Below are 12808 nucleotides of genomic sequence, written 5' to 3'. Positions count from 1 at the left end.
GAAAGCCGCAACCGGCGAAACCGGCTGCGGCCTTGAGGTCGAACGCCCTAGGGGTCAGGCGGGCTGCAGATCGCCCGACAGCGCGAGGTCGGCTTCCTCGGACAATGTGCCGGCCATGGCGGCGGCGAACTTGGTCTGGTCGAGTTCGCCTTCCCAGCGCGCCACCACGATGGTCGCCACTGCATTGCCGACGAAGTTGGTCAGCGCCCGGCATTCCGACATGAAGCGGTCGACGCCGAGGATCAGCGCCATGCCGGCGACCGGCACCGTAGGCACGACCGAGAGCGTCGCGGCCAGCGTGATGAAGCCGGCGCCGGTGATGCCGGCCGCCCCCTTGGAGCTCAGCATGGCGACGAGCAGCAGCAGGATCTGGTCGCCATAGGTGAGCGGCGTGTCGGTCGCCTGGGCGATGAACAAAGCGGCCAGCGTCATGTAGATGTTGGTGCCGTCGAGGTTGAAGGAATAACCGGTCGGGATGACCAGGCCGACCACCGAACGGTTGCAGCCGGCGCGCTCCATCTTGGCCATCAGGCCGGGAAGTGCCGCTTCGGACGACGAGGTGCCGAGCACCAAAAGCAGCTCTTCCTTGATGTAGCGGATCAAAGCGAGGATCGAGAAGCCGTTGTACCAGGCGACGGTGCCGAGCACGACCAGCACGAACAGCAGCGACGTCAGGTAGAAGGTGCCGATCAGAAAGGCGAGGTTGGCGATCGCGCCGATGCCGTATTTGCCGACGGTGAAGGCCATGGCGCCGAACGCGCCGATGGGGGCGGCCTTCATCAGAATGGCGACCAGGCGGAAGATCGGCGAGGTCAACGCCTGCAGGAAATCGACGACCGGGCGGCCGCGCTCACCGACCAGAGCGAGAGAGATGCCGAACAGCACCGAGAAGAACAGCACCTGCAGGATATCGCCTTGTGCGAAGGCGCCGGTGATGGTGTCGGGGATGATGTTGAGCAGGAAGCCGACGATGGACGTGTCATGCGCCTTCTCGGTGAAGGTCGCGACCTTCGAGGGATCGAGCGTCGCCGCATTGATGTGCATGCCGGCGCCGGGCTGGACGACGTTGGAGACGACCAGGCCGACGATCAGCGCCAGGGTCGAAAAGACCAGGAAATAGATCATCGCCTTACCGGCAACGCGGCCGACCTTTTTCAGGTCGGAAACGCCGGCAATGCCCGTCGTCACCGTCAGGAAGATGACCGGCGCGATCACCATCTTGACCAGCTTGATGAAGGCGTCTCCGAGCGGCTTCAGCGAAGCACCGAGTTCGGGATAGAAATGACCGAGCAGCACGCCGGCGGCGATCGCCGTCAGGACCTGCACGTAGAGATGACGGTAAAAGGGTAGCTTGCCGCGCGGTTCGGCGGCAGCGAATGCTGGCTGCATGACGTCCTCCATGGCGCCCCGATCGAAAGCTCGACCTCCCGGGGCAGTTGTTTTCCGCAGCCTTGCGACTGCTGTATTGGTCACTGCAACTGCCGTGCCAGACTGTGCGGCATACCGCAGCCGTTGATTTTGTTGGATCGAGGCTGCTGCCGCTCAACGCAAGTGCGGACATCCGCATGACTGAATTGTGCTTTGTGCGAAATCATGCACAAATAGGGAATGCTGCAACGCCCTGCCGCGGTCCTGTCGCCGACGCCCGAGCAACTCGGCAAACGCGCGCGTCGCGCCTGGCTGCTGTTTGCGGCGATCGCGCTGGTGATCGTTGCCACGGCGCTCACCGGCGCCGGCCTCTACGCGCGCCGCGCCGAGGTCGCGGCACTGGCGGCGCAAGGCCGCACCGATGCCAATCTGAAGGTTGCGTTGCTGCGCGCCGTGCTGGAAAGCCCGCGGGCGCTGCCGCTGCTCTTGTCCGAGGACCAGCAGGTGCATGACGCCCTGCAGAACAAGGGCGCTGTCACGATCGACGTGCTCAACCGCAAGCTCGAAGGGCTGGTCTCCGGCACCAAGGCTTCGGTGCTTTACGTCACCGGCGTCGACGGGTTTGCGATCGCCTCCAGCAACTGGCGCGAAACAACCAGCTTCGTCGGCAACGACTATGGTTTCCGCGCCTATTTCTCCGGCGCCATGCAATCGAGAACGGCCGAATATTTTGCGCTGGGCAACATCAGCAAGCGCCCGGGCCTCTATATTTCGCGTCGCGTCGGCAATGCGGCGGCACCGCTCGGCGTCGTCGTCGTTAAGATGGAATTCGACCAGCTTGAAGCCGACTGGCATGAGGCCAACCGGCCGGCCTATGTCAGCGACGACCACGGCGTCGTGCTGATCACCAGCGTGCCGTCCTGGCGCTTCATGACCACCGCGCCGCTGACCGGCCCGGTGGCTGCCGCCATCCGGAGCAGCCAGCAATTCGGCAACGCGCCGCTGATCCCCTTGCCGATCACACGCCCCGAGGCATTGAGCCCTGACGTGTCGATGGTGCATGCGATAACACCGGGCGGCAGCGATGCCGAATATCTCAGGCTTTCGACACTGGTCCAATCGACGCCATGGCGGCTCGATTATCTCGTGCCGGTCGAAGCGCCGATCGCGGCTGCGGTGCGTGAGATGCGGCTGCTGGCGCTGGGCGTCGTGGTGCCGTTGCTGGCGCTGGCCGGCTATCTCCTGTGGCGCCGTCAGTCGGCGCAGATGCGCATCGCTGCCGAACAGGCAGCGCGCATCGAGCTTGAGCGCCGCGTCGTCGAGCGTACGCATGACCTCAGCCTGGCGCGCGACCGGCTGCAGGCCGAGATCACCGATCACCGCAGCACCGAAGCCAAGCTGCAGGTCATGCAGCAGGAATTGGTGCAGGCCAACCGTCTTGCTACCCTCGGCCAGGTTGCCGCCGGGGTCGCGCATGAGATCAACCAGCCGGTGGCGACGATCCGCGCCTATGCCGACAATGCGCGTGTGTTCCTGGAGCGCAAGCAGACCGCCTCGGCCGAGGAGAACCTTGGCGCGATTGCCGCGCTGACCGAGCGCATCGGAGGCATCACCGAAGAGTTGAAGGTCTTTGCCCGCAAGGGGCGCACGGCAGCCGAACCGGTCGAATTGCGCGGCGTCATCGAGGGCGCCGTGGTGCTGCTCAGAAGCCGCTTTGCCGGTCGGCTGGACGCACTCGATATCACGCTTCCGCCGGTAACGCTCAAGGTGATGGGCAACCGGCTGCGGCTCGAACAGGTGCTGATCAACCTGTTCCAGAATGCGCTGGAAGCGCTGGACGGGCGCGACGGCGCCAGGGTGCAGGTGTCGGCCCAGGAGACGGCCGACGGCGTGGCGCTTGCCGTCGCCGACAATGGGCCGGGCATTTCGCCTGCCATCCTCAAGTCATTGTTCACGCCGTTCAACACCTCGAAGGAAAAAGGCCTCGGGCTCGGCCTCGTCATCTCGCAGGACATCGTCGCCGACTATGGCGGACGCATCGAGGTGGCGAGCGACCAGGCCGGCACGCGCTTTACCATTCACCTCGCCAGGGCAGCATGATGGACACCGCACCGGTCGTATTGATCGACGACGATAGCGAATTGCGGAGGGCCACGCGGCAGACGCTGGAACTCGCTGGTTTTTCCGTCTCGGCCTTTGCGGTGGCGAACGAGGCGCTGGCCGGGCTCGACGCCAATTTTCCCGGCGTGGTGGTGTCCGACATCCGCATGCCCGGCATTGACGGCCTGCAGCTCTTCGACCGCGTCTTGCAGCTTGATGCCGACATTCCGGTAATCCTGGTCACCGGGCATGGCGACATCGCGGTTGCGGTCAAGGCGATCAAGGATGGCGCCTACGACTTCATCACCAAGCCTTTCGCCGCCGACCGGCTGGCGCAAAGTGTGGCACGGGCGGCGGAAAAGCGCCGGCTGGTGATGGAGAACCGCGCCTTGCGCGAAAGCGCCGAACAGGCGCAGGACGGCCTGCCGCTGATCGGGCAGACGCTGGCGATGGAGCGATTGCGCCGGACGCTGCGGCAAATCGCCGATACCGATGTCGACGTTCTGGTGACCGGCGAGACCGGCTCCGGCAAGGAGGTGGTGGCGAGCCTGCTGCATCGCTGGAGCCGCCGCGCCAGGGGCAATTTCGTGGCGCTGAATTGCGGCGCGCTGCCGGACACGGTCATCGAAAGCGAGCTGTTCGGCCATGAGGCCGGCGCCTTCACCGGCGCACAGAAGAAGCGCATCGGCCGGATCGAGCATTCGAGCGGCGGCACGCTGTTCCTCGACGAGATCGAAAGCATGCCGGCCTCGACCCAGGTGCAGATGCTGCGGGTGCTGGAAATGCGCGAGGTGACGCCGCTCGGCACCAATGAAATCCGGCCGGTCGACCTGCGCGTCGTCGCCGCCGCCAAGGTCGATCTCGGCGACGCCAGCCGGCGCGGCGCCTTCCGCGAGGATCTCTACTACCGGCTCAATGTGGTGACGATCTCGATCCCGCCGCTGCGCGAACGCCGCGACGACGTCGCCCTGCTGTTCTTCTACTTCGCCGAGCGTGCAGCCGGCCGCTTCCGCCGGCAAATGCCAGCCGTGCCTGCCTCAGTGCACCGCCATCTGAGCCAGCACGACTGGCCGGGCAATGTGCGTGAACTCGCGCATTTCGCCGAGCGTTTCGTGCTGGGACTCGAGGAAGCGGCGCAAGCGCCACCTTCCGCCCCGGCGGAGCCGGATGACGCCAGCTCACTGCCGGAACGGCTGGAACGCTATGAAGCCAATGTCATCCGCGAGGCGCTTGGCCGCAATGACGGCGATGTCCGGCGCACGATTGAAGCGCTCGGCATTCCGCGCAAGACCTTCTACGACAAGCTGCAGCGGCACCGCATCGTGCGCAGCGATTTTTCCAGGTAATTCATTTTCCAGGTATTCAGGCGTGTGGACCCGAAAGCAGGGTAGATTTTGTGAACCGGCGCAAAAAAACCGTGGCAAGTCGGCATCAGAAAGTGTTGAAGACCGCATCGGCGGCCTTCGGCACGGCGCGATCCGGTTGCGCTCGGCAGATGTTGATGATTTGTTGCCGGTCAGCGGAGAATGAATGATGCGAGAACCTGTCGGTCAAGATGAATATGGATCGACCAACCCGTTCGATCCGGACGATCTGACGAATTTGAACGCGATCGGCCCGGCCATGGGCGGCGGCAACGACTTCGAGAAATACGCCGTTGCCGTGATCATCGTCTTCGGCGCGCTGATCATTGGCGGGCTGATGGCCGCTTCCATGACCTTTGGTCACCGGAACGGCTTCCTGTTTGCGCTTGGCGGCGCAACCGCGGCCTGGATATCGGGCAATGCGCTGCTCCTCGACCGTCCCCGCATCTACGCGGCGTTCGTCGTGATCGCGGCGCTGATGCTCGTCGGGTCGACGCTTACGCTCGTCCTCTGATCAATCTCTTGTTTTGATCAGTAGCCAATCGCCTCGCCGGATGCGGCGCGGCTGTCGATGGCGCCGTTGTAGCGGGCGCCGCCGCCCTTCTCGATTTCCGCCAGGCTCTTGCCGCCGACAAGAATGCCGGCCGCCTGACCCCAGGTAGAATCCGCGAGATCGAGGTGGTAGCCCATGCCGGCCAGCAGTTTTTCAGTGTCGGGCGACAGGCCGAACGGTTCGACATAGATCGTGTCGGGCAGCCATTGATGGTGGATGCGCGATGCGTCGATCGCCTCCTGGATGTTCATGCCGTGGTCGATGACGTTAACGATGGCTTCCAGCGTGATGGTGATGATGCGCGAGCCGCCGGGGCTGCCGATAACCATGAACGGCTTGCCGTCCTTGGCGACGATGGTCGGGCTCATCGATGACAGCGGCGTCTTCTTCGGCTGGATGGCATTGGCCTCTCCCTGCACGAGACCGTAGAGGTTGGGCACGCCAGGCTTCTGGGTGAAATCATCCATCTCGTTGTTGAGCAGGATGCCGGTGCCGTCGGCGACCACGCCGGCGCCGAACGAACCGTTCAGCGTATAGGTGACCGCGACCGCATTGCCGTCATCGTCGATGATTGAATAGTGCGTCGTTTCCTTCGACTCGCCGAAGCCCTTCGGCATCAAATCCTGCGAGACGCCGGCGCGGAACGGGTCGATCTTGTCGCGGATCTCCTTGGCGTAACCCTTGTCGAGCAGTTTCGAGACCGGATTGTCGACGAAATCGGGATCGCCGAGCGCCGAGTTGCGGTCCACATAGGCGTAGCGCATCGCCTCGACCATGACATGCACGGTCTCGGCCGAGCGGGCGCCGAGATAAGACAGCGGGTAGCCCTCCAGCACGTTGAGGATTTCGCAGATGATGACGCCGCCGGAGCTTGGCGGCGGCGAGGACGTGATCTCATAGCCCCGATAGGTGCAGCTCACCGGTTGCAGCTCGCGTACCTTATATTGCTCGAAGTCTGAGTTGGCCAGAATGCCGCCCTTGGCGCCGCTCGCCTTGACGATGGCGTCGGCGATGGCGCCTTTGTAGAAGGCGTCGGCGCCTTTTTCGGAGATGGCGGCGAGCGAGGCTGCAAGATCGGGCTGGAGGAGACGCTCGCCGGCGCCATAGGGTTTGCCGTCCGGCTTCAGGAAGATGGCGGCGGCGGCAGGGTCCTTCGCCAGCCGTGCGGCATTGCTCGCGAATGAAGCAGCGTCGCCCTGGTCGAGGATGAAGCCATCCTTGGCATAGGCAATTGCCGGCGCCATCAAATCCTGGCGTGGCAGCGTGCCATATTTTTCACGAGCCATCTCGAACCCTGCCACGGAACCCGGTACGCCGACCGCAAGGTAGCCATCAAGGCTGGCGCCCTTCACCGGATTGCCGTCCTTGTCGAGATACATGGTCTTGGTTGCCGCCAGCGGCGCGCGCTCGCGGAAATCGAGGAAGGTCGATTTGCCGTCCTTGAAGCGGATGGTCATGAACCCGCCACCGCCGATATTGCCGGCATTAGGGTAGACGACGGCGAGCGCATAGCCGACGGCGACCGCCGCATCGACGGCATTGCCGCCCTTCTTCAGCACCTCGACGCCGGCTTCCGACGCCAGATGCTGGGCGGTGACGACCATGCCGTGCTCGCCCTTCGCCGGTTGTGGCGAGGCGGCATGGAGCGCGCCGGATGGCGCGAGCGCAATTGCGAGCGAAAGGGTGACGCCAATCAGCGTCCGGCGGGTCAAGGGCATGGCGGTGCTCCAAGTGCGGTGCCTAGAAGAGCTACATGGAGCGGCCGAGTCCATCATCAATATGAGCGAACACATATTGATGTTCGCCTGCCGGCAGAGGCAAGCTGATCTCCCCCCTGTGGTGGAGATTAGCCAATCTCAAACAATCCCGCCTGAACCGCCCACAACCGCCGGCCGTTCCGCCGCGACCTTCGCCCGGTAGCCCGCCGCGCGATATGCGGCGACTGGATCGATGGCGCCGCCTGTGTTCAGCCGCGCCATGGCAAGGATCGGCTCGACATCGGTGCGGTAGGCAGCTTTCAGCGTCTGCGTCGCCATCAGCGCATCATTGCCGTCTTGGAAACCCTCGAGCGCCTTGCGGTCGACCAGCAGCGCCTGCGCATAGGCGCGCTGCACCTCGACCGCCGACAGCATCAGGCTTTCGATCGGATCGGTGACGTTGTGGCTCTGGTCGAGCATGTGGGCGGGATCGAAACCCTCGGCGCCGGACAGCTCGGCATCGACCAGTTCGTTGAAGACCAGGAACAGCCGATAGGGATCGATCGAGCCGGCATCGAGATCGTCGTCGCCATATTTGGAATCGTTGAAGTGGAAGCCGCCGAGTTTCTTGAACTGGATCAGCCGCGACACGATCATCTCGATGTTGACGTTGGGCGCATGGTGGCCGAGGTCGACCAGGCAGTAGGCCTTGTCGCCCAGCTCCTTGGATATGAGGTAGTTGGTGCCCCAGTCCTGCACGACCGTGGAGTAGAAAGCCGGCTCGTACATTTTGTGTTCGGTGAACAGTTTCCAGTCGGCGGGCAGTCCGGCATAGATCTCCTTCATCGCGTCGAGATAGCGCTCGAAGGCTTTGGCGAAATTGACCTGGCCGGGGAAATTCGAGCCGTCGCCGATCCACACTGTTAGCGCCCTGGACCCCAGCGTCTTGCCGATCTCGATGCATTCCAGATTGTGCTCGACCGCCTGGCGGCGCGTGCCGGCATCGGCATGCGACAGCGACCCGAACTTGTAGGACAGTTTTTGGTCCCTGGCATCCGAGAAGGTGTTGGAATTCATGGCGTCGAAGCCGAGGCCGAAGCGCGAGGCCGCCTGCTTCAGCCGGTTCGGATCGGCCTTGTCCCACGGTATATGCAGCGAGACGGTCGGCGTCGCCTGTGTCAGTTGGCTGATGACGGCGCAGTCCTCGATCTTGTCGAAAATGTCGCGCGGCTCGCCGGCGCCGGGAAAGCGGGCAAACCGCGTGCCGCCTGTGCCGACGCCCCAGGACGGAATGGCGACGGCGAATTTCTCGACCTTGTCGCGGATGGCATCGATGGCGATGCCGCGGCGGTCGAGGCGTTCGCCGAGCGACGCGTAGTCGCGCTCGAGGTCGGGTTTGCGCTGGGCGTTGTGGCTGGAGACGAGATCGGCGGCGATGATGGTTTCGGACAAGTGCTATTCCTCCCAATGCGTTCAGTCAGCGCTGCCCTTCATCCGGCCCTTCGGGCCACCTTCTCCCCGTATAGTGACGGGGAGAAGAGAAGCGCTCCGCCCTTAACTCAGCGCGTAAAGCTCTGCGCGTTGCCGGCGTCGACGTTGATGATGTTGCCGGTGGATTTGGCCGACATGTCGGACGCCAGGAAATAGATCGCTTCGGCGATGTCTTCGGGAAACACCGAGCGCTTCAGCATCGAGCGCGAGCGGTAGTGTTCTTCCAGATCGTCGGTCGACATCTTGTAGGCGGCGGCGCGCTGTTCCTTCCACTCGCCGGTCCAGATCTTCGAACCGCGCAGCACGGCGTCCGGATTGACGACGTTGACCCGGATCTGGGCTTCCGCGCCTTCCAGCGCCAGGCAGCGGGCGAGATGGATTTCGGCCGCCTTGGCGGTGCAATAGGCGGCGGCATTGGGTGACGCGGCAAGACCGTTCTTGGAGGCGACGAAGACGACATTGCCGCCGATCTTCTGGGCCCGGAACAGCCGGAAGGCTTCGCGCGAGACCAGGAAATAGCCGGTCGACAATATGTCCATGTTCTTGTTCCACAGCGCCAGCGTCGTCTCCTCGATCGGCGCCGAGGAGGCGAGGCCTGCGTTGGAGACGAGAATATCAATGCCGCCGAACTCGACGGCTGTCTGGGCGAAGCCGGAAATCACCTGCTCCTCCGCGGTGACGTTGATCAGCACCGGCCGGACGAAGTCCTTGCCATAGGCTTTCGCCAGTTCGTCGTTGGCGTTGGCAAGTGCGGTCTCGTCGATATCGGCCAGCACGACGCAGGCGCCTTCGCGCAGCAGGCGATTGGCGGTGGCGCGGCCGATGCCGCCGGCGCCGCCGGTGACCAGCGCGATTTGGCCGGCGAGCGACTTCGGCTTCGGCATGCGCTGCAGCTTCAAATCCTCGAGCAGCCAGTATTCGATGTCGAAGGCCTCCTGCGCCGGCAGGCCGACATAGGACGAAACGGTCGAGGCCCCGCGCATGACATTGATGGCGTTGACGTAGAATTCGCCAGAGATGCGGGCGGTGGCCTTGTCGCCGGCGAAGGTGAACATGCCGACGCCGGGCATCAGGTAGACCACGGCGTTGGGGTCACGGATCGGGGGCGAGTCCGGATGCTTGCAGCTGTCGTAATAGGCTCGGTAGCCGACACGGTACTCAGCAATATCGTCGGCGAGTCGGGCGATAACGGCTTCGACGTCGGGCTTCGCTGGGTCGAACTCGATAACCAGCGGGCGGATTTTTGTGCGCAGGAAATGATCCGGGCATGAAGTGCCGAGCGCCGCCAGCGGGCGCAAATCCCTGGAGTTGACGAATTCGAGCACGGCGGCGGAATCGTCGAAATGGCCGAGCTTGTGGCTCTTCTCCGAAATCAGGCCGCGGATCCTCGGCATCAGTCTCGCCGCGATGGCGCGGCGCTCAGCGGCGTCGAGCGATTTGACGACTTCGCCGCCAAAGATGGCGAGACCCTCGGAGCGGCGCTCGAACCATTCGATCGCCTGGTTGATGACCGAGATCGTCGTCTCATAGCACTCCTTGGGTGTGTCGCCCCAGGTGAACAAGCCGTGGCTTTCGAGGATGACGCCCTTGGCCTCGGGGTGTTCGACGCAGAATTTCTCCAGCCAGAGGCCAAGTTCGAAGCCCGGCCGCTTCCACGGCAGCCAGCCGATGGCGTCACCGAAGATCTCCTTGGTCAACGCCTTGGAATCCTTGGCCGCGGCAATCGCGATAATGGCATCGGGATGCATGTGATCGACGAACGGCTTCGGCACATAGGCGTGCAGCGGCGTGTCGATCGAGGCCGCGCGCGGGTTGAGGTTGAAGGTGCAGTGGGGAAGATAGCCCACCATCTCGTCCTCATGCGCGACGCCACGATAGAGGCCTTTCAGCGCCTGCAGTTTGTCCATGTAGAGCGTGGCGAAACCGTCCAGCTTGATCGAGGCGCTGTCGCCGCCCGAGCCCTTGACCCATAGCACTTCGACTTCGGCGCCGGAGAGCGGGTCCTTCTGCCGGATCTTGGACGAGGTGTTGCCGCCGCCATAATTGGTGACACGCTTGTCGGAGCCGAGCGTGTTGGAGCGATAGACCAGAAGCTCAGGCTCGCTCAGCCCCTTGGCTTTCGCATCGTCCCAAAGGTTGGCAAGGCGCGAGCCGGAGCGCTTGTCGAGCATGATTATCCTCCCTGGGACGCAAAAGGCGCGGTCCATTTTGCCGGAAATGTCTACGCAAGCATCTCGGTTGTCAATCATAAACGATCAAGATCGATCATATTGCACTGCACAATGAAATTATATGAGCGGAAATGATTGACACTGGTGGTTTTCTAGTGCCTCATGACCATGCAGGGAGGAACCATGCACGAAAAAGAGCGCCACAGGATCATTCTGTCCGCCGTCCAGGAAAAGCCTGTGGTGACGGTGCAGGAGATGGTCGACCTGACGGACTCCTCCGAGGCGACGATCCGGCGCGATATCGCGGCTCTTCATGTGCAAAAGCGCCTGCGCCGCGTGCGCGGCGGCGCCGAAGCGATCTCGCCACCGCAGTTCATCGGCCTCGCCGGCCGGCCCTTTTCCGTCAACGAAACGCTTAACGCTTCGCAGAAGCGCGCGATTGCGCGCGAAGCGGTGGAGTTGTGCAAGGACGGCGAGCCGATCATCATCAATGGCGGCACCACCACCTTCCAGATGGTGCATTTCCTGACCGGACGCCGCATGCCGATCTTCACCAATTCGTTCCCCATCGCCGACCATCTGCTCAAGCATTCGAAGAACACCGTCATGCTGTCGGGCGGCACCATCTACCGCGAGCAGAACATCATCCTCTCGCCCTTCGACAATGACGTGACGCGCAATTTCTACGCGCGCCGCATGTTCATGGGCGCTCAAGGGCTGGGGCCGCTTGGCCTGATGGAAGGCGACCCGCTGCTGATCCAGGCGGAGCAGAAACTGATCGACCAGGCCGACGAACTGGTGGTGCTGGTCGACTCATCGAAATTCCGCCAGCGCTCGAGCCTGATCCTGTGCGGGCTGAAGCGCATCGCCACCGTCATCACCGATGACGGCATCGAGGATCGCGAAGCCAACATGCTGGAGGCCGCGGGTGTGACGATGATCGTCGCCCGCAAGTCGGCAAAGGAAGAATCCTCGCTGCAGGCCTGAGGCCAACCGCAGCGACGATGGAATGCAACGCTCAAGGGAGGAAATACGATGAGCTTTCTGAAGAAATTGATGGTGACGGCCGCGTTCTCGGCCGCCATGTTCGTGAATGCCGCCTATGCCGAGAACGTCAAGATCGCGCTGGTGGTGAAGTCGCTCGGCAACGGCTTCTTCGACGCCGCCAACAAGGGCGCCGAAGAGGCGGCCAAGGAACTCGGCGATGTCGACATCATCTACACCGGCCCGACCAAGGCGACCGCCGAAGCGCAGATCGAAGTGGTCAATTCGCTGATCGCGCAGAAGGTCAACGCCATTGCGATTTCGGCCAATGACGCCGACGCGCTGGTGCCGGTGCTGAAGAAGGCGATGGAGCGCGGCATCACCGTCATCTCGTGGGATTCGGGCGTCGCCAAGGAAGGCCGCCAGCTGCACCTCAACCCGTCCGACACCGGCCTGATCGGCGAGACCATCATCAAGCTTGCCGCCGACTATCTGCCGGAAGGCGGCGAAGTCGCCATTCTGTCGGCTTCGTCCACCGCGACCAACCAGAACGCCTGGATCGACGCGGCCAAGAAAATCCTGCCGGAAAAATTCCCCAAGATCAAACTCGTCGCCACCGTCTACGGCGATGACGATTCGGCCAAGAGCACCGACGAAGCCAAGGGCCTGCTGAAATCCTATCCGAACCTCAAGGCGATCATCGCGCCGACCACCGTCGGCGTCGTTGCCGCTGCCCAGGTCGTCACCGACGCGAACCTGATCGGCAAGGTCAATGTCACCGGTCTCGCGCTGCCGTCGGAGTTCAAGAAGTTCATCGACAACGGTTCCAGCCAGGCGGTTGCCCTCTGGAATCCGATCGACCTCGGCTACTCCGCCGTCTACCTCGCTCATGATCTGGCGGTGAAGAAGGAAGAGGCAAAGCCGGGCGCAACGCTGTCGATCGGCCGCGTCGGCAAGGTCACGCTCGACGACAGCAACTCGGCTGCGATGGCTCCGCCCTTCCAGTTCGACAAGTCCAACATCGAAAAGTTCTCCAAGATCTATTGATCTCGGACGTCTCGGACCAAGCGCGGCGGGACC

9 protein-coding genes are annotated in these 12808 nt (G+C 63.3%); 5 read left to right on the top strand and 4 right to left on the bottom strand.

Going from position 1 to position 12808, the window contains the following annotated elements; all coding sequences use genetic code 11:
* Window positions 1-54: 54 nt before the first annotated feature.
* Window positions 55-1401 carry a dicarboxylate/amino acid:cation symporter gene (locus X751_RS144735; protein WP_156936395.1) on the bottom strand — a complete coding sequence of 449 codons (1347 nt, stop codon included), beginning with the start codon at window positions 1399-1401 and terminating at the stop codon, window positions 55-57.
* A 207-nt stretch (window positions 1402-1608) separates the two neighbouring features.
* On the opposite strand from X751_RS144735, the gene X751_RS144740 reads away from it, so the two are divergent.
* The 3 genes from X751_RS144740 to X751_RS09935 all read left to right on the top strand — a co-directional run bounded on the left by X751_RS144740 (window position 1609) and on the right by X751_RS09935 (window position 5346).
* Window positions 1609-3468 (top strand): ATP-binding protein, encoded by a 1860-nt coding sequence (locus X751_RS144740; RefSeq protein ID WP_023692505.1) that lies wholly within the window; start codon window positions 1609-1611, stop codon window positions 3466-3468.
* The gene (locus tag X751_RS144745) at window positions 3465-4814 is read left to right on the top strand and encodes a sigma-54 dependent transcriptional regulator (protein ID WP_023669667.1); all 1350 of its coding nucleotides are present in this window, start codon (window positions 3465-3467) and stop codon (window positions 4812-4814) included. Before X751_RS144740 ends, X751_RS144745 begins: the two co-directional genes overlap by 4 nt.
* A 184-nt stretch (window positions 4815-4998) precedes the next feature.
* Entirely contained in the window at window positions 4999-5346 is a 348-nt protein-coding gene (locus tag X751_RS09935; RefSeq protein ID WP_032885862.1) for a hypothetical protein, read from the top strand.
* Between the two features lie 17 nt (window positions 5347-5363).
* On the opposite strand, the gene ggt is transcribed toward X751_RS09935, so the two are convergent.
* The 3 genes from ggt to X751_RS144760 form a co-directional block, all read right to left on the bottom strand.
* Entirely contained in the window at window positions 5364-7103 is a 1740-nt protein-coding gene (gene ggt, locus X751_RS144750; RefSeq protein WP_023669665.1) for a gamma-glutamyltransferase, read from the bottom strand.
* A gap of 138 nt (window positions 7104-7241) precedes the next feature.
* Complete coding sequence (gene rhaI, locus X751_RS144755) at window positions 7242-8534, bottom strand: L-rhamnose catabolism isomerase (protein WP_023669664.1); 1293 nt, start codon at window positions 8532-8534, stop codon at window positions 7242-7244.
* Window positions 8535-8641: 107 nt separating this feature from the next.
* A complete protein-coding gene (locus X751_RS144760; protein WP_023745317.1) occupies window positions 8642-10744 on the bottom strand; it encodes a bifunctional rhamnulose-1-phosphate aldolase/short-chain dehydrogenase in 2103 nt (700 codons plus the stop codon).
* Between the two features lie 183 nt (window positions 10745-10927).
* On the opposite strand from X751_RS144760, the gene X751_RS144765 reads away from it, so the two are divergent.
* Together X751_RS144765 and rhaS are read left to right on the top strand one after the other, a co-directional pair.
* Window positions 10928-11731, top strand: a complete 804-nt coding sequence (locus tag X751_RS144765) for a DeoR/GlpR family DNA-binding transcription regulator (protein WP_023745316.1) — start codon at window positions 10928-10930, stop codon at window positions 11729-11731.
* A 48-nt stretch (window positions 11732-11779) separates the two neighbouring features.
* Window positions 11780-12775 carry a rhamnose ABC transporter substrate-binding protein gene (rhaS, locus tag X751_RS144770; protein WP_023669661.1) on the top strand — a complete coding sequence of 332 codons (996 nt, stop codon included), beginning with the start codon at window positions 11780-11782 and terminating at the stop codon, window positions 12773-12775.
* The last annotated feature ends 33 nt before the right edge of the window (window positions 12776-12808 follow it).

It is taken from the genome of Mesorhizobium sp. LNJC394B00 (assembly GCF_000502555.1).
Classification (GTDB): domain Bacteria; phylum Pseudomonadota; class Alphaproteobacteria; order Rhizobiales; family Rhizobiaceae; genus Mesorhizobium.
This window is presented reverse-complemented; position numbering and strand designations above follow the sequence as displayed.

What these genes read in the sequence shown, in the direction of transcription:
- X751_RS144765 (WP_023745316.1), top strand. Translation starts at nt 10,928, where the DNA reads ATGCACGAAAAAGAGCGCCACAGGATCATTCTGTCCGCCGTCCAGGAA.
- ggt (WP_023669665.1), bottom strand. Translation starts at nt 7,103, where the DNA reads ATGCCCTTGACCCGCCGGACGCTGATTGGCGTCACCCTTTCGCTCGCA.
- X751_RS144735 (WP_156936395.1), bottom strand. Translation starts at nt 1,401, where the DNA reads ATGGAGGACGTCATGCAGCCAGCATTCGCTGCCGCCGAACCGCGCGGC.
- X751_RS144745 (WP_023669667.1), top strand. Translation starts at nt 3,465, where the DNA reads ATGATGGACACCGCACCGGTCGTATTGATCGACGACGATAGCGAATTG.
- X751_RS09935 (WP_032885862.1), top strand. Translation starts at nt 4,999, where the DNA reads ATGATGCGAGAACCTGTCGGTCAAGATGAATATGGATCGACCAACCCG.
- X751_RS144760 (WP_023745317.1), bottom strand. Translation starts at nt 10,744, where the DNA reads ATGCTCGACAAGCGCTCCGGCTCGCGCCTTGCCAACCTTTGGGACGAT.
- rhaS (WP_023669661.1), top strand. Translation starts at nt 11,780, where the DNA reads ATGAGCTTTCTGAAGAAATTGATGGTGACGGCCGCGTTCTCGGCCGCC.
- X751_RS144740 (WP_023692505.1), top strand. Translation starts at nt 1,609, where the DNA reads ATGCTGCAACGCCCTGCCGCGGTCCTGTCGCCGACGCCCGAGCAACTC.